This window comes from Ohtaekwangia kribbensis (assembly GCF_042676245.1).
Taxonomy (GTDB): domain Bacteria; phylum Bacteroidota; class Bacteroidia; order Cytophagales; family Cyclobacteriaceae; genus Ohtaekwangia; species Ohtaekwangia kribbensis.
Genome location: NZ_JBHTKA010000007.1, coordinates 853,283 through 877,961, shown reverse-complemented (window position 1 = coordinate 877,961; position 24,679 = coordinate 853,283). Strand labels below are relative to the sequence as shown.

Below are 24,679 nucleotides of genomic sequence, written 5' to 3'. Positions count from 1 at the left end.
TAACAAATGATGAAAATTCTTGTTTGTGATGATGACGAGGCGTTAATCAGCATGGTTCGGTTCAAATTATCGCGTGAAAATTTTGGAGAGGTAGTGAAAGCGGTCGATGGCAGAGAAGCTAAGCGTTTGCTCGATGAAAATGATTTTGATCTGATCATATCCGATATACACATGCCTTTTCATTCCGGCCTTGAGATAGTAACGCATGTACGCCAGGTGCTCAAAAAGAAAACTCCGATCATTATACTATCGGCAGAAGGACTTGAAGAAACCGTGCTGCAGGCTTTTGATATAGGGGCTAATGATTTTATCACCAAACCATTTAGTCCGGCAGAACTCGCGATTCGTGTTAAACGCCTGCTGAATTTATGATCGATCAGATTCCGTTTACTACTATACAGGCTACAGCCGAGGTGAAAGTATTTATTATACTGGCACTGGCATTTTTTGCAGCTGCTATTCTGTTCGTAGCATTCATACTGATCAGTCGCTTTTCAAAAAATAATCGCCAGCAAAAGGAATCTATACTCCGGAATTACTTTCAGCGTACGCTGAATGCAATGGTCATTATGGAGACCACTTCTTCCGTACCCGCATCATCGCATCACTTCAAGCTTGATACACTGCGTACCCTGGCCGGGCAATCATCACTCGCCAGACAAGTCATGGTAAACCAACTGGTATCCGTTAAGAAAAGTATATCCGGTTCGTCTTCCAAAATACTGGAGCAGCTCTATATCGAACTTGACCTGCACCAGTATAGTTTGAATAAAATCAAACGCGGATCGTGGCAGAAAAAAGCCCAGGGTATTCGCGAACTGGCCGAGCTTGGCTATCAGCCTGCTATAGATACCATTCGCAAATTTATAGTTTCGGATAATCGCACACTGCGCGAAGAAAGTCTGCTGGCACTGGTGCGGCTGGATGACGAAGCACCGCTTTCCTTTCTCGATCGATATACCGGCACAATTACTCCGTGGATGCGCATCAATATACATTATCACTTGTCCAAATCCGATGCGCGTAAGCTGCCGCACTTCAGCCGCTGGTTTTCGAGCAGTAACCTGGACGTTGTGTTGTTCTCTTTAAGCATGGCGCGACAATTCCGACAGAGCTCGGCTATACCTTTTCTCACGGCACTGTTGTCTCATACCGATACGCGCATCGCGGGGCTTACCCTCGAAACCATTGCAGCACTGGAAGCACACGAACTGGCCGATGAAATCACCAACCGTGTGGATGCCTTCTGGACCAATGAAAAACTAAGTACCCGCATGGTGCGTTGCCTCGGGCGGATCGGTTATACATCGGAACATAAATATACTATACTTCGCTACCTGGACCACCCGGACTATACAGTTCGGTTTAATGCGGTAGAGGCGCTGTATAAACTGGATGACGAAGCACGACAATTACTACTGGATTTTAACACCAGGATGAACGGTATACTTTCAGGAGCTATCGAACATGTATCGGAACCGCTCTTGCAATAAACATTAATGTTTTCAAGGCATGTGGGATATTCTGTATTTCATTGTTAACGTACTCATTTTCTTATACGCAATCACCATTGCCGTAAGTTACCTGATACTAGCCGCTATTTCGTTGTTTGAGATGCAGGCCTATATGCGGAGAAATTACTTCGTTGACTATAAATATATACTTTCATCGCCTTTTGCTCCCGGCATTTCACTGATCGCACCGGCCTACAACGAGGGCCTCACCATTATTGATAATGTTAAGTCGCTGCTATCGATCATGTATAATAATTACGAGGTAATTATTATCAATGATGGCAGTAAAGATGATACGCTGGCCAAACTTATCCCGGCATTCGACCTGGTAAAAGTTAACTATGACCTTCAATATACCGTGGCAACCAAACCGGTGCGCGGCATCTATAAATCAAAAAACCGTGCCTTTAAAAAACTTACGGTTGTCGATAAAGAGAATGGTGGTAAAGCCGATGCACTCAATGTAGGTCTTAACTTTTCCAAGAAAGACCTCGTAGCATGTATCGATGTCGATTGTATTATAGAACCGGACGCATTGCTCAAGATGGTAAAGCCTTTCCTGGAAGACTCCAGCGTAATTGCGTCTGGTGGTGTTGTGCGTATTGCCAACTCGTGCGTTATTGAAGAAGGACGTCTCATCGAGATCAAACTGCCGGTAAATCTGATTGCCCGCATGCAGGTGCTGGAATATATACGTGCCTTTTTACTCGGGCGCATGGCGTGGAGTAAACTGAACGGACTGCTGCTGATCTCGGGGGCTTTCGGATTATTCAAACGTGAAACTGCATTGAAAGCCGGAGGCTATAACCATAAAACCGTTGGTGAAGATATGGAGTTAGTGGTGCGTATGCGCAGGTATATGCATGAACAACGGTTGCCCTACCGGGTGGCCTATATACCCGACCCGCTTTGCTGGACAGAAGCTCCTGCAAGCGCACAAATTCTGAGCAGACAACGGAACCGCTGGGCGCGCGGCACATTTGAAACACTGTCTATCCACCGGAAGTTATTTTTCAACCCGCGGTATGGCATTATGGGTATGCTGAGTTACCCGTTCTGGTTCTTTTATGAATGGCTCTCGCCTTTCGTTGAATTTACCGGACTTATATTCTTTATCGTGCTGGTTGCACTTGGCAAGGTGCATTGGGTATTTTTTCTGTCGCTTACACTGGCGGTATACTGCTTTGCCTTTTTTATTTCCATGACATCGCTGCTGGCTGAAGAGACTTCCTTCTTCAAGTATACGGCCAAGCGCGATATATTTAAAATGATAGCCATCGCCCTGATCGAACCTATATGGTTCCACCCGCGCGTGGTGTGGTGGTCGCTGAAGGGTAATTATGATCTGATGAAAGGTAAGAAGTCGTGGGGTGAAATGACCCGGCAGGGATTTGTACAGTATAAGAGTAAAGAGAAAGTTGCTTCGTAATTATTCGCTATGAAAAACAGGATCATAGAGTCTATAAAGAAAATCTTACCAGCGACAGTCCTGTATGTAGCGGCCTTTCTACTGATCAGACTATACGAGCTGGTAATGGTATCCGGACACTATAGCCATGTAGGAAATATAGCTGCATATGAGCTGAAGGGACTCGGGTATGACCTGATTGTATCCCTGTCCATTGTTTCCGTTGTTATACTGCTGCACATCCTCCTTTCGTTAGCGTCTCTGCGTATAGCCTATACGGTATGTGCAACGCTGTTTACCCTATTGATCCTGGTATCGTTCTGCCTGTCTCATTATTTTACGGTAACGCTGCTGCCCCTAAGCACAGACCTGTACGGCTATACCTGGAATGATATTATTACAACGGTACGATCATCCGGAAGTACATCGGTCGGTCCGGTGGTTTTTCTCATCATACTCCTAGGCGGTTTTGTATTCGCCCTGTATTGGGTTTACCGCAGAAATTTTCTGCAGGGTATATCGTCCACGGCTGCGTTGTGCTCGCTCATTGTCTTTATCAGTTTAACGCTGCCACACCATGCCGCGCCCGAAAATTATCCGCGTGACCTCGATTATTACCTGGCCGTAAATAAAACCTGGTACCTGGCCGATCGCACGCAAGAGTATATCCGCGACAAGATGGCCTATGAAACGGTAGACGAAAACGCCTATCCTTTTCTGCATCCTGTTACCTATACCGATAAGCTGAACACCTATATCAACAAGGCGTCTTCACGGCCCAACCTGGTTTTTATTATCGTGGAAGGACTTGGCCGCGATTATACCGGGCCCGATGCCGTGTACGGAGGCTTCACGCCTTTCCTGGATTCGCTTTCACAACGGAGCCTCTACTGGTCGAACGCCATGAGCAATGCCGGCCGAACCTTTGGCGCACTACCAAGTATATTCGGATCGCTCCCCTACGGGCGTACCGGTTTCATGAGCTATGGCACGGCCATGCCTGATCACCAGACACTCATCAGCTTGTTAAAGTCACAGGGCTATCAATCAAGTTTCTTCTATGGAGGCAATCCTAATTTTGATAACCAGGATATATTTCTGGAATACCAGGGCATTAACAATCTTATAGATGAAAGTAAATTTCCGGCATCGTATCGGTTAAAGAAGAAAACATCCTCCTGGGGCTTTTCCGATGATGAGGTATTTTCGTTCGCGGCCTCCACCTTGGACAACGTGAAATCGCCACGACTGGATATTTACCTGACTCTTACCTCGCACGAACCGTTTATCGCACCTGATTCAACATTCTATACGCAGGTGGATAAACGATCGGAAAAACTTGCCCCGGATATTCGTAAAGAAGTTCAGGCTCACGAGGGTATCTTTGCCTGCCTGTTGTATACCGACAGGGCTATACGCAATCTCATACAGTATTATTCAAAACGGCACGACTTCGACAATACTATTTTTATCATCACGGGCGATCATCGCCTGATACCGATGCCACCGGATAACAAGATAAAACGCTTTCATGTACCCTTGATCCTGTATTCACCGCTCCTCAGGCAATCACAGACTTTTGCTTCGCTAGCGGTGCACGCCAACATTACACCCACGTTGTTAAATCACCTGGCATCTCAATATACTCTGCATTTTCCCCAAGAGATGCCATTTATAGCCGGTCCACTTTCATTGGACACCGCCTTTACCAGCAACCTGGACCTCGCGCTGATCCGGAATAAAAATGAGATCCGCGACTATATACAGGGTACGTACCTTTTATCGGACAACCGGCTATATACTATTCAGCCGGGATTAAAACTTGAGCCAGCCGAAGACAATACGGTAAAGAAAGCACTCGCAGAAAAACTGAAACAGTTTAAGATAAACAGTGCCTTTGCCTGCGATAACAACCGTGTAGACAGACGTGCCTCTCCATCCAAACCTGTGCTGTTTACTTTTACAGCACATGAACAACAACTGCTGGACGAAGCATCTATACTATCAATGACTGCGGATGAGCAGTATGCAAAAGCGCGGGAGCTTGCTTTTCAAAAAGCATATCGCCAGAGTCGGACTATACTAAAGTACTGTCTCAATAAAAGTCCTAATTATCATGACGCACGTGTGTTACTGGCACGCACGTATGCTTGGGCCGGTCAGTATGATAGTGCCAGGCTATACCTGCAGCAAACACTCGACCGAAATGCGGCTTATGCCGATGCCTATGTGGCGTGGAGCGACCTGGAGTACTGGCAGGGACACACGCAACTCATGAAGCAAATTATAGCCAGGGGACTTCGGGCGGATAGCGGTAACGTTGATTTACTGGCCCGCCGGGCGCGCGCACTCTTTCATGAAGACAAGAATGACTCTGCGCACATGCTGCTGAATATAGTATTGAGTCGCGATCCTCAACAAGAGATTGCCCGCGATCTGAAGGTTAAACTCAAGGAACCGTAATTGTATGACTTCTCTGCTACGACATTATAGTATTGCATTTCTGCTGATCACGAGTATACTGACTACGGTTCATGGCCAGGACTGGAAGACACTTGGCGTGGATGAACTTTTCCAACGTGCCCGCGAAACTGCTTTTGCCGGTAAGCGTGAAGAAGCCCGCGCGATGCTACTCACTATATTGGAGCGCAATCCGGACTATACCGATGTCCGTATATTCCTGGCGCGCACATACGCCTGGGACGGTATGCGGGCGCAGGCGCGTAAAGAATTACAAACTGTATTGGCACATTCGCCCCAACATGAAGATGCGCTCAACGCGCTGGTTGATGTAGAAATGTGGGACGACCAGTTTGCGTACGGCCTTACCGTTGTAAACATGGCACTCTCTTATTATCCCAACTCGGAAGACCTGCTCTATAAAAAAGCCAGCATCCTGAATTCACTGAACCGGCCCGATGAAGCCGCTGTTGTATTAAACCAGTTACTCACCATCAACCCATCGCATGAAAAGGGGATCGCTTTGCTGGATGAGCTTCGTAAAGCACGCATGAAATATACCGCAGGCGTCTCATACGACCTGGACCTGTTCAGTCGCACCTTTAGCCCGGCACATTCTCTGGCCGCCCAGCTTGCACGCGCCAACCAATGGGGATCATCCATCATTCGTCTCAATTACGCACACCGGTTTTCTTCCAACGGCTTTCAACCGGAAATAGACCTATATCCGCGCATTGCCGATGGTATATATGCTTACCTGAACTATGGCTATTCCGAAAGTGATCTTTTTCCACAGCACCGTATCGGAGCCGAAGTATTTTCCAAATTACCGGCCAGCCTGGAAGCTTCTGCCGGCATCCGTTATTTATACTTTGGCAGCACGAGCAAAGTAACGATCTATACCGGTTCGCTCGGCTGGTACTATAAAAGTTACTGGTTCTCGCTTCGTCCCTATATTACACCAGGCGAGCCGGGCACATCATTCTCCACCAACCTTACGGTAAGACGCTACTTCAAAGATGCCGATAACTACATCGGACTAACCGGCGGATACGGTTTCTCTCCTGACGACCGCCGAATACAAAGTGCCGCAGGACTTAGCACCGATGGTATCTATATTCTGAAGTCTCAGCGCCTAGGGGTAGCGTGGCAAAAGACGTTCAAACGAAATTTTATACTGAATACCAGTCTGGGCGCAGTTCACCAGGAGCTTTCCTTCGATCAGGGTCAATATGTATGGATAACCAACATTGTAGTAGGCATCCGGAAACGGTTCTGAGTATATCCGGGCAGCATAACCACCTGTTTGTTTACACAACATTATACTTCTGGCTCGACCACAACAAAGTATACCGCAGTAGTGAGCCGCTGGTATACTACATTTTTATGGAGGTACATCTATAGCGAGTCGGCATTATTCTGTCCAACAATCAATACCCACGGATTGTTATCAGGCGCAGTAAATATAGTATAGGCCTCTTTTACAGTTCCCACATTTACAAACTCTCCAGTTTTGGGATTAAACCAGCGGTACGGCATTCCTACAGGTACATGCTTTATAGCTATATCTCCCCCTGTCGGGAGGTATGTTATATAAAATATACCTTCTTTCGCGAGCAGCGGTTTATTACCCTCCGTGAGGTCCCAACGTTTCTGCATATCCGTATAATCATACCCGTGAAAAGCTTTTGACACGAGTCCTACATATTTACTTCCTTCGAGATCCAGCGCCTCGTGCCATGATACAGGTTGATCCGTCCACTCATCCCAACCCTGCTCATCAATCTTTACTTTCCATTGCCACAAGCCTGCTGCACCATATACTACACCCATCGTTCCGCCATACATCAGCTGTGTCCACGCCTCTTCACCTTGCCACCAGCCAAGCCCAAATTTACCCCCTCCCATACCTTCATAAGTAGGCTCTCCATTAAGTACAGCCTTCACCGGTATATTCTGATACATCTGTTCCACTTTATAGGTAATATGCTTTCCATCGTGTCCGGTTTGTGCCCATTGAAAGTCGAGCCACGGTTCTGCCTGGTGCGCGCGATTATAGTGAAAACACTTGGAGCTGTCGCCTTGTGCCCAGGGCGCGAGGTAATTATCGGCAGGATTATAGTGTATACCGGTAGGTTGCCCATAGCAGTCCCATTGTTCTATAGCTTCACCGGCAGGTCCTATAGCGGGATCAAGTCCTGTCCCATCAGCACTTACCAGCCAGCATGCCGGCATACTTCCATAACGCGCGATGAGGTATCTGCAATACCGAATATACTCTTCCGGCACAGCGGTAGTACCGGCTACGGTCTTGCCTTTCCACCCGAAACCATGGAACACAGGCTGGTATACCGGCACTATACCGTGGGCAATAAGTATATCCATGAGCGAGTCCACATACTGGAAATAGTCGGGCTTGAGTATATTCAAGTGTCCTTCGGGCAGATCTTCAAAGGCCCTGTCGAAGCCCAATATACTATCTCTCGCCTCGGGCCCTTCGGCATAGCGATCGGGCTGCACACTCATCAGCAAGGCCATATTATACCCTTTTTGTTGACGATCCTTCGCATATAGGTTAACTTGTTCTATAGTGGCGCGGAACGGAATGCCCCACGGAGTATCGGCCGTTACCAGAAATGGTGTACCATCCTGATGTACTATATTTCTTTTTTGAGGCGACATTCGGAGTAAACCGTGTTTCAACAGGGTATTGGGGCCGGTATATACTACAGATTTCAGTTCACCATGCTGGTCTGATAAACCTTTATCTGCTACAGATGTACGTGTGTTCCATGTCCATATTGTACCGGTATCGGGCGGAGTAAACCTGATTTTCCATTTGTTACCACCGTCCCAGAAGGCCGGACGCACCAGTGAATCACCTTTATCGTTGGTGAAGGTGGCATCTATAGCTATATCGATGTAAGGATTTTGGTATATATTGACCGCTTCGAGAGTAATTTCGTGTGTTGTCCACTGCTGAACACGGGGTATAGCTTGCTTTTTGGGACTACATTGGACAAAAATTATATATAGTATGGCTGTTACGGCATAATTTTTCATATATATTGAATTATATAGTTGAATTTAGGTATAATGTTTACAAGAAAAGTGTAATCTTTGTAAAGATTTACTATAGGACAGTAAGACTTTATCGGGCATAATTATTTCATTCCAATACAAATCCGTATAATTGCACCATAAAGTCTAATTATTTAAACTATTTTCTAACTTAAAACCAGAAACATGGCAAAGAAAAAACTCCCAGAAAACCACGGTAAACTTGTTACCAAGAAAGAACTTGCAGAGATCAAGAAGCTTGTTAAAGATGGTAACAACTCTACTCAAGTAGCGAAGAAAGTAGGCCGTACATTAGGTTCACTCAGAAAGATTGCGTTTGACAACAGCATTTCTCTCCGAGTAAAAAAAGCAAAATGATCGTTGATTAGTATAATCAGATCTGTTCTTATTATTTTTTAAAATAGTAAGTAAGCAGTTTGTAGCCCTACAATGGTTCGCCAACGTAGGGCTATACGGCCGCTTACCGAACGCCAAAGAGGTATCGCAGCAGGCTCATCTGCATTTTTTAACCTACACATTCACGCTATACTTCGTCCTTGTATTTCCACACTACACTTCCTTGATGAGCTTAGGTACCTTCGGGTCTCACATACTATAGCTATAGGGATGAACGGTAGATATACTGTCTGAACTGAGCTATCATCGTATGGACAGCGGGCAGACGCCAGCTGCGGAGATGCTATTTCCAAAATTATTCTATGACAGAGCCGCCTCTTATAGGACGGTTCCCGGGTATGATATGCACGTGTCGGTGTTAGTAGTGTATCTAATACACATTTTGTATTTCACATTTCATTTTTTTTACAAACACAGAAGATGCAAATTGGCCGCTCATTTTATTAATAACCACTATGGCGTCTATCATTTCATCTGCAACATCTTCCTCTTCGTCTCACGAAAAGGGAAATTATACTTTACCGCTTATCATTCTCACCACGCTGTTCTTCATGTGGGGGTTCATCACTTGCATGAACGATATTCTTATACCTTATCTTCAGGGTATCTTTAAACTTACACCTGCACAGGCCGGACTTATACAATCAGCATTCTTCGGAGCATACTTCTTTGTATCGCTTATCTATTTTCTGATCTCGATCAATTTAGGCGACCCGCTCGCGCGCATCGGGTATAAAAATGGCATCATCGTGGGGCTGATTACGGCAGCCATAGGTTGCTGTCTCTTCTACCCTGCTGCTGAAATGAAGGTATATGGTATATTTCTCGTAGCGCTGTTCGTGCTGGCGGGCGGCATTACTATTTTACAGATGGCGGCCAACCCGTATGTATCCCTGCTGGGTAATCCGGATACATCATCCAGTCGTCTTACGCTGACACAAGCGTTCAACTCGTTTGGGACAACCATCGCTCCCATCATTGGTGCTAAACTAATTTTCGAGAGCGTTGGTGGTAAAGAACACATGACGGCCGATGCCGTTAAGACACCGTATCTCTTTCTGGCCGGCACATTGGTGGTGCTTGCTGTAATTATAGGTTTATCGAAGCTTCCGAAATTTACCGGTGAGAAAATCGAAAAAGGTCTGGAAGTATTGAAGTTCTCGCACCTTACCCTCGGTGTGATCGGTATATTTATGTATGTAGGTGGCGAAGTTGCCATTGGCAGTTACCTGGTTCGATACTTTGAAGAATTGAGAGGCTTCAATGAGATAACGGCTGCTCAATTTGTAGCGTATTACTGGGGCGGTGCTATGGCCGGACGATTCATTGGTGCTATATCCCTGACCAATCGTAAACAAAGTCAGAAGCTGGCGTTGATGGCACTCATTACGGTGATTGCTGTTTTCGCGGTCTATATGATTACCGGCAGTGTGGTGAATGCGCTTATCGTTTTGGGACTGATCGTCTTTAATTGTGTCGCATTTTTACTAGGCAAGTCTGTACCTGCCAAGACACTCGCTGTGTTTGCTATACTGGTTGTAGGACTTTTATTTACTACTGTATTTGCTTCGGGTGAAGTAGCCATGTGGTCGGTGCTCGCGATCGGCTTGTTCAACTCCATTATGTTCCCTACTATCTTTACCCTGGCCATCCGCGATCTGGGTAAATATACCAGTCAGGGTTCGTCATTACTGGTGATGGCTATCGTTGGAGGTGCTGTGCTTACTCCGCTAACCGGGGTTATCGTAGAGGCTATCGGCAGCTATCAGAAAGCATTTCTCTTCCCGATCATTTGTTACCTCTTCATTTTCTATTATGGTGTTAAGGGGTATGAGGTGAAGCGTAGAGCTTAATCGTTAACCTTTAATCGTTATCCGTTAAAGGTCATTCGTTAACAGTAAATCCATTGCGCAGAGAACACGAAGGAGGCACAGAAATCACACAAAACGAAATATTTTGTGATTTCTGTGCCTCCTCTGCGTTCTTAGTGTCCCTGGATTTATACTCCTCTAAAAGGAAGATATACTTTTTAGCAGCAGAATCTATCCATCAACTACGATTAACCATTAACTACTAATGTCACTTGATCTTCTGAGGTGCCACACCTTCCGTAGTAATCTTCACCGGCCTGATAAGCCCTTGCTCATCAAAGTACATGCGGTCGATGCAGGTTGCGCGATGATCGGCATGTGTTTCACTCAAAGGTCTGCGATGGTATACGATATACCAGTCATTGGTGCCGGGTACATTTAGTATGGAGTGATGTCCTGCCCCGGTAGCAATCGCTGGGTCCTGCTGAAGTATTTTACTAATGCGCTTGAATGGTCCGAACGGAGAATCTGCTATAGCATAGGCCACCGAATAGTCAGGTCCGGTCCATCCTCCTTCCGACCACATGAAGTAATATTTACCATTGTGGATAAACATAAAAGGACCTTCCACATATCCTTCCGGTGTAATCTCCTTAAATGTAGTTCCATCTGCGAACGGAATAAGTCCTGTAAATGTATCGTTGAGTCGCGCTACATTGCAGTGTCTCCAGCCACCATAGAAGATATACCACGCGCCATCTTTATCCTTAAACACAAACTGATCAATAGGCTGCGCACCGTTGTGAAACTTGTCAATCAACGGTCGGCCTAACAGGTCTTTGAAAGGCCCTTGCGGCCGGTCGGCTACTGCTACACCAATACCACCATACTCCTGATCGTTCTGAATATCGTTCGCTCCGAAAAATATATAGTACTTGCCATTCTTCTCTACTACAGCCGGTGCCCATACAGCACGCTTCGCCCATTTTACAGAAGCGGTGTCCAGAATACGTTCATGCTTTGTCCAATTCACCAGGTCTTGGGATGAGAAGGCATCGAAGAATACCTGCTTTTCATAGCGGGCAGAAAATGTAGGGTATATCCAGTATTCCTTTCCGAAGATGACAGCTTCCGGATCAGCGTACCATCCTTCAAGTATCGGGTTACCGGATTGTTTCTTTTTGGGTTGTGTCCACGCTGTCGTTACCAGCATGCTGCACACTGCCAGGATCAGGAGTTTCTTCATGGGGTTGGGGGTGTATGGTAAAGTATATATAGTTTTATCAGAACTCGTCTGGCCCACGCTCCGGCTGCAATTCACCGGTTATGGTAATCGCATGCCTGCCGAGGTCTACCTCAAATGTACACGTCATCGCTTCGGTGTTATTCGTGGTTATGTCATCACATGCAAAGAAATACGACACGGTATATTTTGCCACAAACATTCCACTAACGGCAGTAGTGAACCGGATGCTTTCGGGAACCACGGCTACATTCAGCACGTTCGCTTTTTTGGCAAACCAGTAACTCTCAATCATCGCCTTCAGTTCAGGCATGTGTTTCGTTATCAGGTCAGCAATGTGCTGTTCTTTATCCGCATCATTGTTAATAACAGAGGCAACCACATCCTGTGAAGTGTTCAGTGTTATGTTCTCCTGCATATTGTATCGTTGTAAATGCTCCTTATTTCTTCAATGTCTTTCGCATGCATATACTTTCCGCAATGCCCGCGTACTGTCCATAATTTTCCATGATTGTGTAGCCGGTCTTTTGATAGAGGGCTACTGCTTCAGGCTGACCGGTTCCTGTTTCGAGTATAGCTTCGGTGTACTTCAACTCAGAGGCCCATTGCTCAAGCGTTTTTAACAAACCTGCTGCAATACCATGCCCGCGCAGTGCCTTTGTAACAAACATACGCTTGATCTCAACAGTATCTTCCGCATATACTTTAAACGCACCACATCCAACCGGTATACTATCATCATACGCTACCACCACATGCTGAATAGCGTTGAGCGTATTAAACTGCGCAAAAAAATCCTGCTCCGTACCATAGCGCTCGTAGAGTTCCTGATCAAGTTGCTCTACCAGTTTTCGAAAGTCTGCATCTTCGGAATTGGTTCTGACAAATGTTATCATAATGGATTTCAGCGTGTGAATCTAAAAAAACTTTTACGGTTACGCTGCTTTCTACTCCGTGTGTCGTGGGTTACACTTCGGCTAAAAACAAAAAAGGATGCCGTACAGGCATCCCGTTGTAAACCGGTATAGTTTGAAGTGATCAATGCACAATCACTTTTTTGATATCAACCTGATCAACATTCAATGTAAAGCCGCGTGCCTTTTCATCCAGCGAAGAACCTATAAACTGTTTCTTCTCACGATTAGCCAATCTTCCACCTGTTGCCTGTCCGGTAATTTGCTGCAGCGCGAGGCTCAATAGGTTTTCGCGTGTATCCCCCAGCGGGTATATATACAGGCTGTTGTCTACATTGAGTATGTTAGGTACAAAGCCTTTGGAGTAATCAGACTGATTGAGGCTGTTGTATACTTTTACTACGATCGGTTGCATACCCCAGGTATTTTTAGAGTCGTTCTCTTTGTATAACGATATAGAGCCCACGTTCTTTCCATAGGTAGTATCACCAACAATGAATACGTCCATATAGGGCTTGAGTGCGTTGATCACGAGTTCGCTGGCAGAAGCTGTGCGTGAACTCGCCAGCACATAAAGCCTGCTGTTCTGCAACTGACTGCCTACATTCGATGCTTTTGTTTTAAAATTACTGGTGAGGTACGCTTCTCCCATCGAAGCATCGTTAATGATTTCATTCTCCACATCTTCATTATACTCACGCTTCAGGAATACATTGCTGCTCGTTACACCGGTACCGATGAGACTCGCCAGGTTATTGGCAGATGTTTCTGAGCCTCCACTGTTATACCGAAGATCCAGTACAAGATCCGTTATACCCTGTGATTTGAAATCTGCGAAGACAGATTCCATCTCATCATCGTATGTAGTGCTGGTACTGGTAGGTCCTACAGCGAAGAAATTATAGACGAAATAGCCGATCTTGTGGTCACCGCTTTCAATAACGGTGTGCATATAGTTCGGATCTTCCTGATATTCTACGGTTGTTATTGACGCAGTTTTTTCTGTATCGAATTTCTCTTCCTCAATCAGCAACGGACGATAACGTAATGTGTGATTCGCTCCGATCGAACCGATCAATGTCTGGTAATTGGACAATGTCATTTGCTGATCGTTGATGTGTGTGATCACATCACCACGTTTCAGTCCCGCCTGTTCGGCAGGTGACGATGGCTTGATGTATACGATCTGTGCGATAACGTTGCTGTTGGAAGAACTCTCGCGGTATAGTCTGTATTCATACCCGCCCTCTTTGCTTACGCCTTGCAGCGAGTTGAGCAACTCCTGGTAATTTTCCTGTATCCAGGAGAAACGGTCTTCGGAGGTATAGAGTAATGATTCAAAGAAATCAGCCGGAGCTTTTGTCTGATCCGGGTTCGCAGGGATCTTGTCATTCCACAGGTACCAGAACTTCATGTTCTCCAGTATCCAGTTATTGACATATTCATTTTCCTCCGTGGTTGCTGTGGTATTGGAAGGTTCAACTTCGTCATCCTTGCAGGTGGCAAGTAAGAAAACGATCGCTATCGCCAGCAGGTATCGGGTGTATGAGGATGAAATGTATCGCATAGGTATATTTTTTCAGATTTCGGAATCCTTTCTATAACGCAAAGCGCTGTTAAATGATTACTACGCATTGCTTCACTTGGTCTATTCAATGTTAACGTTGGTCGACAATTATGGTCATCGTTTCATAAAAATAGAAATCCTGTGATGCTTTCCACACCGTACTCCAGGAAATGTTTTCACGGTACTCAGGCTCGCTTCATCTATAGGACACCTCCTGAAAAATGTATACTCCATTTGGTATTAGCGCCATCACACTGAAAAACAATCCACGCTGTTGCAATGTTCATACCCTGTAGCCCTTTACTGATACCGGTTCTGGCTGTCGTATGCAAGGCCAAGGCCCACACTCGAAAGTTTGTTCTCATCTGCGAGTGCTGCGTTGGGAAATAGTTGCCTGAACTGTGCTTGTATAAGTGGTACTTCGGTTGAACCACCGGTGAGTATAACAAGATCTATATCTTCTTTCTGTACACCAGCTTCGCGCAGGCATTGCGTCACCGAGTCAAGTATACGTGCTACTTCGAGGCGGATCGCTTCTTCAAACTGCTCGCGCATTACTGGTATATATAGTCCTTCTTCCAGGAAGTTGAAGGGCGTGTGATAAACGTTCGCTGCTGTTAATGCAATTTTAGTTTCTTCCGTTGCTGCGAGTACAGCATGACCTGTTTCCTGTTCGAGTATCTGCAGCAATCGTGAAAAACGTTTACGATCGTGCGAGCTGTTCAGCAACTGTCTCATTTGCGTCATGATCTTCGGAGTATAGAGGAAATTTACTTTACTCCATTCTGCCAGATCATGATAGGGTTTCAACGGTACTTCAAGATGCTTTTCACCGTATGTACTTTTATACCCGATCTCGGGCATAATGGCTGCGAGACTCAGATCACGGTCGAAATCATTACCGCCAATACGCACACCGGTATTGGCCAGTATATCTGTTGATCGATCTACCTTGCGCGTGTTCTTGTTCGATAAGCGGATCACCGTAAAATCAGATGTACCGCCCCCGAGGTCTGCTACGAGAGCCAGTCTTTCACCATTGATCTTTACCTCATGCGCGAAGGCTGCCGCGATGGGTTCAAACTGAAAGTCTACATATTTGAAACCGATACTTAATGCTATAGCGCGAAGTTCCTGCTCTGCGCGTTCATCCGAAGCCGGATCGTTATCAACGAAATGCACCGGTCGTCCCATCACCACATGTTCGATAGGATGTTCCGCAGTTGTATCCGCTTTTGTCTTGATGTTTCGAAGGAAAGAAGCAATGATGCGATCGAACTTCATGAGCTTGCCATTCACGAGCGTCCCCTGCTTCATCAGCGATGTGCCGAGTACGCGTTTGAGACTGCGCATGAAACGTCCTTCATGTCTTTCCAAAAACATAGCAACAGCCGCGCGACCGTAAAATGCTTTGTTATCTTCCTGATTGAAAAATATAGCACTGGGTATGGTTACATGCGAACCTTCTACAGGCACAAGACTTACCTGGCTATTACTGGCCAGGGCTATACTGGAATTGGAAGTACCGAAGTCAATTCCACACGAAATACGAGACATCTTAACTTGTTTCAAGGCGCAATTTGCATGAAGCAAGCGGGTCTTCAAAATTTAGCTGCGAGTTTTGAGCTGCGAGAATGGAAGGGGCTGCTGGCTGCAGGATAAATGCACGATCCATTTTTTTGTTCGTTAGACTATAAATAAAAAACGATTCGCGTTAACGCGAATCGTCAAATCTGAATTCCTGTAACCAGCAGCTTGCAGCCAGCAGTCAATTTCCAATTTTCTCTCGCAGCTCAAAGCTCGCAGCTACTTTTTACTCAACTTGTAGAGTTCGCTTGCCGCCAGCAAATATGCGCCCGATCCATACTCCTGGTTGTTGTCGATGGTTACTTTGTCAGGGGCAGCACCGATTGGTTGTACCCATTGTAATTTACCTTCGGGGGTTACATAGGTGTTCAATCCTTTCCAGGCTTTTTGTACTACGGGCAGATATTCCTTCTTATCCAGTATACCATTATTGATGCCCCATGTTAATGCATAACAGAAAAATGCCGAGCCACTGGTTTCCGGATGAGGCACTTCGTTTTCATCGAGTAAGCTCGGTCTCCATAAACCATCTTTACTCTGTATCTTTTTTACAGAAGCAGCCATTGTTTGCAGCAATGTAACGTACCGGCTATACTCCTGATTATCCTTTGGTAAATATTGCAGCACACGTACGGTGCCTCCCATTACCCAGCCATTACCTCTTGCCCAGAATGTTTTCTTGCCGGAAGGTGTCTTCTTGTTGAAATAGCTTTTATCACGATAGAAAAGATTTTCTTCTTTGTCGTATAAAAAATCATAGGTGTCCCAGAACATTGTGTTGAGGTAGTTCAGATATTTTGTATCACCGGTTGCGGCCGCCAATCTTGCCAATACCGGAGGTGCCATGTACAATGCATCGCACCACCACCAATCTTCACGACCTGGTTTTGCAGTCAGTATCAACGAGTCGAATGTATTCTGCGTGTCTTCGATCATCTTCGGATCTTTCTTCAAAGTATATATTTCGAGATACGTCTGTCCTTTAGCATGATCATCCGCATGACGAAAGCGCTTGGCCAATTTCCAATCGAATGATTCTGACCACGCAATAGCAGCCTTCAGATATTTTTCATCCTGAGTCGTTTGGTAGGTTGCCATCACGCCTGTATAAAATGCAGCGCGGGCCCAATCGTTCTCATTTTTTTCATTGATCGTTACCGGGTTATTCAATTGCCAGTCGCATACTTTCTTCATCTGACTGGTGATGAAAGTTCTGCTAAAAAGATCCTGATCTTTCTTCTGGCACCATGCTGTTGTGCTGATGAGTAACAACATGAAGAGACCTAAACAATACGTAGAGCGTTTCATACCGATAGTAATGGAGGTTGGGGTTGTAATTTATAACTTGTAATCTACTAAAAAGTAAGTAATCGCACACGCGGACGTGATGAGAGGTGTTGAGGGGATGCGGTTGGTGGAATCAGGAGTAAGGAGTAAGAAGTAAGACGTAAGAAACAGGGGGATAAAAGGCTAATGGTTAGAAGATAGAAGTGTCTGATTTTTTCTTGAGGTTGATTCACTCTTTATATATAGAGGTCTCTGCCTGAACTAGTATGGCACGACTTTTTAGTGTCGGTTATTTTGTTGTGATGAGAAGCATTTTCTACAACGCTTCATCAAACGGTTAAACATATATATAGTTCCATCAGACACAACGATGTGAATACCATAAATATTTTCTGATTGAATGGATTGCTATTTAATATTTTCTATATTCGAGCATCTATTGCCTACAGGTAGGCAGGTTAGGATTAAAAACCGATAATTCCAGACGGGACGTTATCGGTTTTTTCGTTTATAATATATACCTGTTTTGCTGTATATACTTTCCGGTATATATTCATTGATGCATCAGCTGTTCATGCGCTGAATAAGCTTGGCAACTAACCCGGTCCATCCGGTTTGATGCGATGCACCAACACCTCTCCCACTGTCGCCATGAAAATATTCATAGAACAAAATGTACTTATTGAAGTCGGGATCGAGTTGCATACGCTTGTCGTGATTGTATACAGCGCGTTTGCCTTCGTGATCTTTCGTAAAAATACTAACGAGTCGCGCGGAAAGATCATCTGATATTTCATAGAGTGTACGCATCTGTCCGGAGCCTGTGGGGTGCTCTACTTTAAAGTCTTCACCATAGTATTGATGAAAGCGCTGAAGCGATTCGATCAACAGGAAATTCACCGGGAACCAGATAGGACCGCGCCAGTTTGAATTACCACCAAACATGCTTGAATCGCTTTCGCCCGGTATATATTTCACCGAGAGTTCTGTGCCGTTGCTGTTAAATTTGTAAGGCTTGGCATCGTATACTTTTGATAATGCACGTATACCATACGGTGAAAGGAATTCTGTCTCATCGAGCATTCGTTTCAGAATACGTTTCATCCGGTGACCACGCAATAGCGATAGCAGATGTCGCTCTTTCCTGCCCTTCTCTGCCCAGCGCGAAATCAAATTCGCGAGGTCTGGTCTGTATTTCAAAAACCACTCGAGGCGTTCAGTAAATTCAGGATTCGATTCAAAGACCTCTTCATCCAATATCTCCACTGCAAACAACGGAATCAATCCCACCATCGAACGCACTTTCATCCGGATGTTCTTGTCATCGGAAGTATGCAGCACATCGTAGAAGAACTCATCTTCCTGATCCCACAGGTCGATACCTTCATTACCAATATTGCGCATAGCCCCTGCGATGTACAGGAAGTGTTCGAAGAATTTTGTAGAGAGACTTTGATACGTTGGATTCTCCTTTGAAAGTTCCAGTGACAGTCGCAGCATATTCAGCGTGAACATCGCCATCCAGCTAGTACCATCGGTTTGCTCAATGAACTCCCCTGCCGGCAATGGAGCACTGCGATCGAACACACCAATGTTATCCATACCGAGGAATCCTCCCTGGAAAATATTGTTGCCTTCGTGATCTTTCTTGTTTACCCACCAGGTAAAGTTGAGCAGGAGTTTATGAAAAACTTCTTCGAGAAATCTGCGGTCGCCTTTACCATTCTGCTTCTCGTCCATTTTATATACCCGGTACGTTGCCCACGCATGCACCGGTGGATTAACATCACTAAACGACCATTCATACGCAGGCAATTGTCCGTTGGGATGCATATACCATTCCTTCGTAAACAACAGTAACTGCTGCTTTGCAAATTCAGAATCGACCAGTGCGAGCGGTATAGTATGGAACGCAACATCCCATGCAGCGTACCACGGATACTCCCACTTGTCGGGCATTGAAATAATATCTTCATTATTCAAATGCATCCACTCCTGGTTCCGTATCTTCTTTCGTTGTGCCGGAGGAGCCGGATGTCCGGGATCACCATTCAGCCACCGCGATACATCGTAGTAGTAGAATTGTTTTCCCCACAGCATACCCGCCAGCGCCTGTCGCTGTATATCGCGCTGATCTTCGTCTGGTATATTTTGCTGCAGCTCCTGGTAAAATGTATCCGCTTCTTTAACGCGTGTTTGCCAAACGGTATCAAAGTCATCGAAGGGAGCTGCGTTGAATTTATTTACGAGACGTAATCGCTTCGTTACGCATTCACCTGCAGGTACCACCACATCGTAATTGATCGCGGCCTTTGTACCGCGCGGAAAACGATTCACCACCCCCTTCTTGTTGTTTACTATATAATCGTTGACACCATCTTTAAATGTACCCGATGTAGCAAAATTATAGAGCCGCGCAGTGTTCGTTTCATTCTCACAGAAGATTGCTTCCGATTTGCCTTCTGCAAAAAGATAGTATCGACCTAAATCAACATGATTGATCTGAATGATACCGGCATCGTCCAGGTACATCTCGGGTCTGCGCACACCATGACTCCACTGCCATATATTTCTGAACCATATCTGCGGCACGATGTGAATTGGTGCATTCTCCGGACCTCGGTTGTGTACCGTAATCTTGATGAGTATATCATCGACATCAGCCTTGGCATACTCGATGTATATATCAAAATATTTTTTATCGTTGAATATACCCGTGTCCATCAACTCATACTCCGGCTCGGTCTTACTTCTGCGCCTATTCTCTTCTTTCAACAGACTATACGGAAATTCGCGTTGCGGATATTTATACAGCATCTTCATATACGAGTGAGTCGGAGTGCTGTCGAGGTAATAATACTGCTCCTTGCAATCTTCACCGTGATTGCCTTCGTGACTCGTGAGACCGAATATGCGTTCCTTCAGAATCGGATCTTTCTTGTTCCAGAATGACAGTGCGAAGCAAAGTAACTGCCGGTCGTCACTGATTCCCCCGATCCCTTCTTCTCCCCACCGGTATGCTTTGCTGCGCGCTGCATCGTGCGAAATATACTCCCAGGCATTTCCATCAGCACTATAATCTTCACGCACCGTTGCCCATTGCCGTTCCGTCAGATAAGGACCAAATTTCTTCCAGTTCTTTTGCTTGGCGTTATCTTCCTGAAGGCGTACTTTTTCTTCCGTCATAAGGTATATGAGTAGTTAATAATAACAGTTCAATCCACGTGTAAAATTCAAAAGATTAACCGTTATCTTCAAATCCCGGGTATAACAACATGCCGCCATCCACAAATAAAGTTATTCCGTTTACATATTCGGCATCGTCAGAAGCCAGCCATACGGCAGCACGCCCTACGTCATCAGACTCCCCTATGCGCTTGGCAGGGATAAGCTTCAGCAGCTGATTATAGGCTTGTGGTGTTTGCCACGCAGCATAATTTATAGGGGTACGAATAGCACCGGGACCGATACTGTTAACGCGTATCTTCATCGGTGCGTACTCCTGTGCAATGGTTTTCATCAGCATCATAACACCACCTTTCGATGCTGCATAATTTGCGTGACCTGCCCACGGTATAACTTCATGAACCGAACTCATGCAGATAATTTTACCGGCCGACTTGGAACGCCCCGGCACAATACCTCTTCGCATAAACTCTTTGATCGCCTCGCGCGCACACAGAAATTGTCCGGTGAGATTTATACCAATAACATGATTCCACTGATCCAGGGTCATGTCATGAAACTTCGCGTCTTTCTGAAGACCAGCATTGTTGATGAGAATATCAACCGTGCCATAGCGCCTGATTGTTTCACTGAACATCTTCAGCACATCACCTTCCTTGCTCACATCGGCTTTTATAATAAAGCCTTCACCACCTTCATCCTTAATCTCCTTCAATACTTCCTCGGCTTTATCGGCACTGCTGGAGTAATTCACAACCACCGCGGCACCATTTACAGCCAGTGCTTTGGCAACACCGGCTCCTATACCTGAACTGGCCCCGGTAACAATGGCTACCTGCCCCTGAAGTTTTTTTGTTTCTGTTGACATGCGGATTCTCTCTTTTGCTTAATGATTTACAATTATTTCTCAGTTTCTGCAAGAAAGAAAAAAAACCACGCCCGAAAGGAAAAGTTACGAGCTATGAGCTGCGAGAAAGGGCTGCTAGCTGCTGGAGGATTGTCTGTTGGTATAGTTTTACGTTGAACTATACTTATCTCACTGGTGTAAGCTAGGAGCCGTGAGTTACTAGCTTCGAGAAAAAAATATAGCTGCTGGATCGTGTATCGATAGATATACGTTTACCGGAGCAACCGCATAACCAATCGATACACGAACTGGCAGCTCGTAGCTTGTAGCTCGCAAGCTACTCTACACGTGGTGGTATCAACTTATACACTACGGGCGTGACGATGCGCGAGAGTAGTGTTGAGCTGATGAGTCCTCCGATGAGAACGATGGCGAGTGGTGCGATGAGTGGATTGGTTGATAATGCTATAGGCAGCAATCCTCCGATGGCTGTGAGTGACGTTAATACGATCGGCAAGAAACGTACTTCACCGGCTTCGCGAATGGCTTCATCTACAGATTTACCCTGTTGTCTCAATTGATTGGTGAAATCAACCAGCAGGATTGAATTTTTTACCTCTACACCTGCCAGTGCAATGAGACCAATGATGGCAACAAATGAAAGCGGATTACCGGTAATGAGTAACGCGAGTAATGCACCCACCATGCCCAGCGGTATAACACTTAACACGATAAGCATACTCTTGAATGTCTTGAACATCAAGACCAGCACAGCCACAAACATGAATACGGTAACGATAATGATTGATCCTAAACCTCCGAACGATTCGTTGCTGGCCTCCACTTCGCCACCCATGCTATAGCTATAGCCATCAGGAAGTTTGAGACTTTCCATTTTACCAACAACATCGCTGATCACTTTGTCATTCAGATATCCTTTTCTCACAAAAGAAGACACTGATACGGTTCTTACTTTATTATAGTGATCGATGCTCAGCGGAGATGCTTCCAGTTTCAAGGCTGCGATCTGATCCAACGGTACGGGTGCACCTTGTCTTGTATTCACAAAGAGATTGTCCAATGACGCCAGTGTGGCGTGTTCATCTTTCGGAGTAGTCAGGTATATATCGTAGTCCTCTCCTTCGGCATCGGAGAAATTACCCATGTTCAATCCCGCTACAGCAAGACGTATGGTGCGGTCTATATCGACAGTATTTATACCCGTCATGCGGGCTTTATCCTGGTTGATCACCACGCGCATATCACTCTTCAGATTACTTATCGGGTTATTTACATAGAGTGTTCCTTCTGTCTGCTTCATCAGATTTTCAACACGTGCTGCCAATGTGCGCAGGGTATCGAGGTTATCACCAAACAATCTTACTTCTACAGGTGCCACTACCGGTGGACCTTGCTCGAAATTTTTAACTTCTATTTTTGCGCCCGGGTATTGATGAAATTTATCGCGAAGCTGGTTGATGATCTCCAGCTTTCGGTCCGGAGAAGTATGTTCTTCCAGTTGAACAAAAGTCTGTGCAAAATCGGTGCGTTCATTCTCCTGCACAACATTATAGTATACGCGCGGATTACCTTTCCCTACATTCGAGGCAAAGTATTTTACTTCCGGAATTTCGCGCACAACCTCTTCTACATAGCGCGACACTGAATCTGTTTTTTCAATATTGGTTTGCAGCGGAGTTATGGTATTGATTATAAACTGAGGTTTTTCTGAAGCCGGGAAAAGCCCGAATCCGATAACCGGGAACAACTGCATGGAGCCAATGAAAATTATACCGGCCACGATGGTGGTTATAACCGGGTGTTTCAACGCTTTATCCAGCAGGCGTGAATAACTTCCGTGTATCATTTTCTGCATCACGCGCAGGAATATATTTCCTTCAGCATGCTCGTGACTTTTTAAAATTCTGCTCGACAAGAATGGAATTACGGTAATGGAAACCAGCATAGAAGCAAGCACCGCCATAATCACAGCAAGCGGAAGTCCGCGAATGAAATCACCGGCTCCTTCCGGTAAAAATACCAGGGGCATAAAGGCAATGATCAACGTTACCGTACATCCTACTACGGCAAGTCCAATCTGGCGTGTAGCCTTCAGCGTTGCGTCAAGACGGGAATGTCCTTCGCGCATCCATCGTTCTATATTCTCAACAACCACTATACTGTCATCAACCAGGAGTCCTAATGCTACAACAAGTCCTACAATGCTTAACTGGTTCAGACTTACACCAAAGAGGTTCAGCAACACCAGTCCGATAGCAAGTGATAACGGAATGGAGATCATCACAATCGTAGCGGCTCTCCATCCGAGCGGTAACAATGTTATGGACACCAGAAATATAGCGATCAGAAAATCTTTCCCTAACCCAGCAAGACGCCCGTTCACGTTATCGGCCTGATCAAAGTGGTGTACCATATCTATATTGGCAGGCAACTTCGCAGCAAAGCTATCCAGCACCGGTTTATATATTTTCTGCGTGTTGGTAATGTTGAGTCCTGGTTTCTGTGCGGCTACTACAAATACGCAACGGTGACCGTTAAGGCGTGTTATGTGCTTCGTCTCATCAAATACGGTATAGGCATCGGCTACATCTTTTAAGAGTATATTTTTTCCATTGGCAGAATATACAATGGTGTTCCTGATCTCTTCGAGGTTTTTATAATTACCACTCGTCTTGATGCTGAATGATTTTGAACCTGCCACCACACTGCCACCCGGAATATTAGCCATCTCACTTTGCAAACTACCGGTAATAGCATCGAGCGGTATATGCATCTGTGCAATCTTCTCCAGTCGCAGCTCGATGCGGACAATCTGTTCCGGCAATCCCTGTACTTCTACGTTCTTCAGCACCGATATCTTTTCGAGTTCATCCTTCAATGCCTCTGCATGAAATTTCAATTTAGCGCGCGATGCATTCTCAGAGATAAGCGCCACCTGCACAATGTTTACATCGGATGGCTGAAGCTTATTGATCTCGAGACTGAATATATCACGCGGTAACTCCGGACGCAGACTGTTAATCTCGCGCACCAGCTCCTGGTATTTTTCATCCGGATCACTTTCATATTTATACTCTACGCGAAACACGGCAAGTCCATCGCTGATGCTTGTGCGAATGCGTTTCATATCTTCCAGCTCGTTGATCTTTTCTTCAATCGGATCAACCACCAGTTCTTCCATGTCCATCGGACTCGTTCCCGGGTATACCACAATAACCGTATACTGTGGAGATTCTATCTCCGGGTCTTCACTGCGGGGCATGGTAAAGAGTGTGGTTACACCCAATGCCACGGCCATCAGGAACATTACCAATGTAAACTGGTAATTTTTTACTGCGTATTCTGATATTTTCATAA

17 protein-coding genes are annotated in these 24,679 nt (G+C 45.5%); 7 read left to right on the top strand and 10 right to left on the bottom strand.

Going from position 1 to position 24,679, the window contains the following annotated elements; translation table 11 throughout:
* Window positions 1–6 precede the first annotated feature (6 nt).
* Genes ACFQ21_RS18800 through ACFQ21_RS18780 form a run of 5 tightly spaced genes read left to right on the top strand, consistent with a single transcriptional unit; the run spans window position 7 to window position 6,661 of the window.
* The gene (locus ACFQ21_RS18800; protein WP_377581066.1) at window positions 7–372 is read left to right on the top strand and encodes a response regulator transcription factor; all 366 of its coding nucleotides are present in this window, start codon (window positions 7–9) and stop codon (window positions 370–372) included.
* Window positions 369–1,493 carry a HEAT repeat domain-containing protein gene (locus ACFQ21_RS18795; protein ID WP_377581064.1) on the top strand — a complete coding sequence of 375 codons (1,125 nt, stop codon included), beginning with the start codon at window positions 369–371 and terminating at the stop codon, window positions 1,491–1,493. The genes ACFQ21_RS18800 and ACFQ21_RS18795 overlap by 4 nt, the downstream gene beginning before the upstream one ends.
* 19 nt (window positions 1,494–1,512) lie before the next feature.
* The gene (locus tag ACFQ21_RS18790; RefSeq protein WP_377581061.1) at window positions 1,513–2,943 is read left to right on the top strand and encodes a glycosyltransferase family 2 protein; all 1,431 of its coding nucleotides are present in this window, start codon (window positions 1,513–1,515) and stop codon (window positions 2,941–2,943) included.
* Window positions 2,944–2,952: 9 nt separating this feature from the next.
* On the top strand, window positions 2,953–5,385 hold the full coding sequence (locus ACFQ21_RS18785; RefSeq protein ID WP_377581059.1) for a sulfatase-like hydrolase/transferase: 2,433 nt from the start codon (window positions 2,953–2,955) through the stop codon (window positions 5,383–5,385).
* Window positions 5,386–5,389: 4 nt separating this feature from the next.
* Window positions 5,390–6,661 carry a YaiO family outer membrane beta-barrel protein gene (locus tag ACFQ21_RS18780; RefSeq protein WP_377581055.1) on the top strand — a complete coding sequence of 424 codons (1,272 nt, stop codon included), beginning with the start codon at window positions 5,390–5,392 and terminating at the stop codon, window positions 6,659–6,661.
* Window positions 6,662–6,780: 119 nt separating this feature from the next.
* Here the strand turns inward: ACFQ21_RS18780 and ACFQ21_RS18775 are convergent, their stop codons facing one another.
* Complete coding sequence (locus ACFQ21_RS18775) at window positions 6,781–8,445, bottom strand: apiosidase-like domain-containing protein (protein WP_377581053.1); 1,665 nt, start codon at window positions 8,443–8,445, stop codon at window positions 6,781–6,783.
* 183 nt (window positions 8,446–8,628) lie between these two features.
* On the opposite strand from ACFQ21_RS18775, the gene ACFQ21_RS18770 reads away from it, so the two are divergent.
* Together ACFQ21_RS18770 and ACFQ21_RS18765 are read left to right on the top strand one after the other, a co-directional pair.
* Window positions 8,629–8,820 carry a hypothetical protein gene (locus ACFQ21_RS18770; protein WP_377581050.1) on the top strand — a complete coding sequence of 64 codons (192 nt, stop codon included), beginning with the start codon at window positions 8,629–8,631 and terminating at the stop codon, window positions 8,818–8,820.
* A 494-nt stretch (window positions 8,821–9,314) separates the two neighbouring features.
* Entirely contained in the window at window positions 9,315–10,712 is a 1,398-nt protein-coding gene (locus tag ACFQ21_RS18765) for a sugar MFS transporter (protein ID WP_377581048.1), read from the top strand.
* Between the two features lie 226 nt (window positions 10,713–10,938).
* Here ACFQ21_RS18765 and ACFQ21_RS18760 read toward each other — a convergent pair whose 3' ends face one another.
* The 9 genes from ACFQ21_RS18760 to ACFQ21_RS18720 all read right to left on the bottom strand — a co-directional run bounded on the left by ACFQ21_RS18760 (window position 10,939) and on the right by ACFQ21_RS18720 (window position 24,677).
* Window positions 10,939–11,916 (bottom strand): glycoside hydrolase family 43 protein, encoded by a 978-nt coding sequence (locus ACFQ21_RS18760; RefSeq protein ID WP_377581045.1) that lies wholly within the window; start codon window positions 11,914–11,916, stop codon window positions 10,939–10,941.
* A gap of 37 nt (window positions 11,917–11,953) precedes the next feature.
* Window positions 11,954–12,331: a hypothetical protein gene (locus ACFQ21_RS18755; protein ID WP_377581043.1), complete on the bottom strand. Its 378-nt coding sequence runs from the start codon at window positions 12,329–12,331 to the stop codon at window positions 11,954–11,956.
* A gap of 22 nt (window positions 12,332–12,353) precedes the next feature.
* Window positions 12,354–12,809, bottom strand: coding sequence for a GNAT family N-acetyltransferase (locus ACFQ21_RS18750; protein ID WP_377581040.1), 456 nt, complete (start codon window positions 12,807–12,809; stop codon window positions 12,354–12,356).
* A 142-nt stretch (window positions 12,810–12,951) separates the two neighbouring features.
* Window positions 12,952–14,394: a S41 family peptidase gene (locus ACFQ21_RS18745; protein ID WP_377581038.1), complete on the bottom strand. Its 1,443-nt coding sequence runs from the start codon at window positions 14,392–14,394 to the stop codon at window positions 12,952–12,954.
* 300 nt (window positions 14,395–14,694) lie between these two features.
* Window positions 14,695–15,951: an Hsp70 family protein gene (locus ACFQ21_RS18740; protein ID WP_377581036.1), complete on the bottom strand. Its 1,257-nt coding sequence runs from the start codon at window positions 15,949–15,951 to the stop codon at window positions 14,695–14,697.
* 249 nt (window positions 15,952–16,200) lie between these two features.
* Entirely contained in the window at window positions 16,201–17,289 is a 1,089-nt protein-coding gene (locus tag ACFQ21_RS18735; protein ID WP_377581033.1) for a glycoside hydrolase family 88/105 protein, read from the bottom strand.
* Window positions 17,290–17,832: 543 nt separating this feature from the next.
* A complete protein-coding gene (locus ACFQ21_RS18730; RefSeq protein ID WP_377581031.1) occupies window positions 17,833–20,454 on the bottom strand; it encodes an MGH1-like glycoside hydrolase domain-containing protein in 2,622 nt (873 codons plus the stop codon).
* A gap of 55 nt (window positions 20,455–20,509) precedes the next feature.
* Window positions 20,510–21,322 (bottom strand): SDR family oxidoreductase, encoded by an 813-nt coding sequence (locus ACFQ21_RS18725; protein WP_377581028.1) that lies wholly within the window; start codon window positions 21,320–21,322, stop codon window positions 20,510–20,512.
* 316 nt (window positions 21,323–21,638) lie between these two features.
* Window positions 21,639–24,677, bottom strand: a complete 3,039-nt coding sequence (locus ACFQ21_RS18720; RefSeq protein ID WP_377581025.1) for an efflux RND transporter permease subunit — start codon at window positions 24,675–24,677, stop codon at window positions 21,639–21,641.
* Window positions 24,678–24,679 lie beyond the last annotated feature (2 nt).

Bases quoted from the DNA above. Each gene is read 5' to 3' on its own strand.
- ACFQ21_RS18800 (WP_377581066.1), top strand. From the start codon at position 7: ATGATGAAAATTCTTGTTTGTGATGATGACGAGGCGTTAATCAGCATG.
- ACFQ21_RS18795 (WP_377581064.1), top strand. From the start codon at position 369: ATGATCGATCAGATTCCGTTTACTACTATACAGGCTACAGCCGAGGTG.
- ACFQ21_RS18790 (WP_377581061.1), top strand. From the start codon at position 1,513: ATGTGGGATATTCTGTATTTCATTGTTAACGTACTCATTTTCTTATAC.
- ACFQ21_RS18785 (WP_377581059.1), top strand. From the start codon at position 2,953: ATGAAAAACAGGATCATAGAGTCTATAAAGAAAATCTTACCAGCGACA.
- ACFQ21_RS18780 (WP_377581055.1), top strand. From the start codon at position 5,390: ATGACTTCTCTGCTACGACATTATAGTATTGCATTTCTGCTGATCACG.
- ACFQ21_RS18775 (WP_377581053.1), bottom strand. From the start codon at position 8,445: ATGAAAAATTATGCCGTAACAGCCATACTATATATAATTTTTGTCCAA.
- ACFQ21_RS18770 (WP_377581050.1), top strand. From the start codon at position 8,629: ATGGCAAAGAAAAAACTCCCAGAAAACCACGGTAAACTTGTTACCAAG.
- ACFQ21_RS18765 (WP_377581048.1), top strand. From the start codon at position 9,315: ATGGCGTCTATCATTTCATCTGCAACATCTTCCTCTTCGTCTCACGAA.
- ACFQ21_RS18760 (WP_377581045.1), bottom strand. From the start codon at position 11,916: ATGAAGAAACTCCTGATCCTGGCAGTGTGCAGCATGCTGGTAACGACA.
- ACFQ21_RS18755 (WP_377581043.1), bottom strand. From the start codon at position 12,331: ATGCAGGAGAACATAACACTGAACACTTCACAGGATGTGGTTGCCTCT.
- ACFQ21_RS18750 (WP_377581040.1), bottom strand. From the start codon at position 12,809: ATGATAACATTTGTCAGAACCAATTCCGAAGATGCAGACTTTCGAAAA.
- ACFQ21_RS18745 (WP_377581038.1), bottom strand. From the start codon at position 14,394: ATGCGATACATTTCATCCTCATACACCCGATACCTGCTGGCGATAGCG.
- ACFQ21_RS18740 (WP_377581036.1), bottom strand. From the start codon at position 15,951: ATGTCTCGTATTTCGTGTGGAATTGACTTCGGTACTTCCAATTCCAGT.
- ACFQ21_RS18735 (WP_377581033.1), bottom strand. From the start codon at position 17,289: ATGAAACGCTCTACGTATTGTTTAGGTCTCTTCATGTTGTTACTCATC.
- ACFQ21_RS18730 (WP_377581031.1), bottom strand. From the start codon at position 20,454: ATGACGGAAGAAAAAGTACGCCTTCAGGAAGATAACGCCAAGCAAAAG.
- ACFQ21_RS18725 (WP_377581028.1), bottom strand. From the start codon at position 21,322: ATGTCAACAGAAACAAAAAAACTTCAGGGGCAGGTAGCCATTGTTACC.
- ACFQ21_RS18720 (WP_377581025.1), bottom strand. From the start codon at position 24,677: ATGAAAATATCAGAATACGCAGTAAAAAATTACCAGTTTACATTGGTA.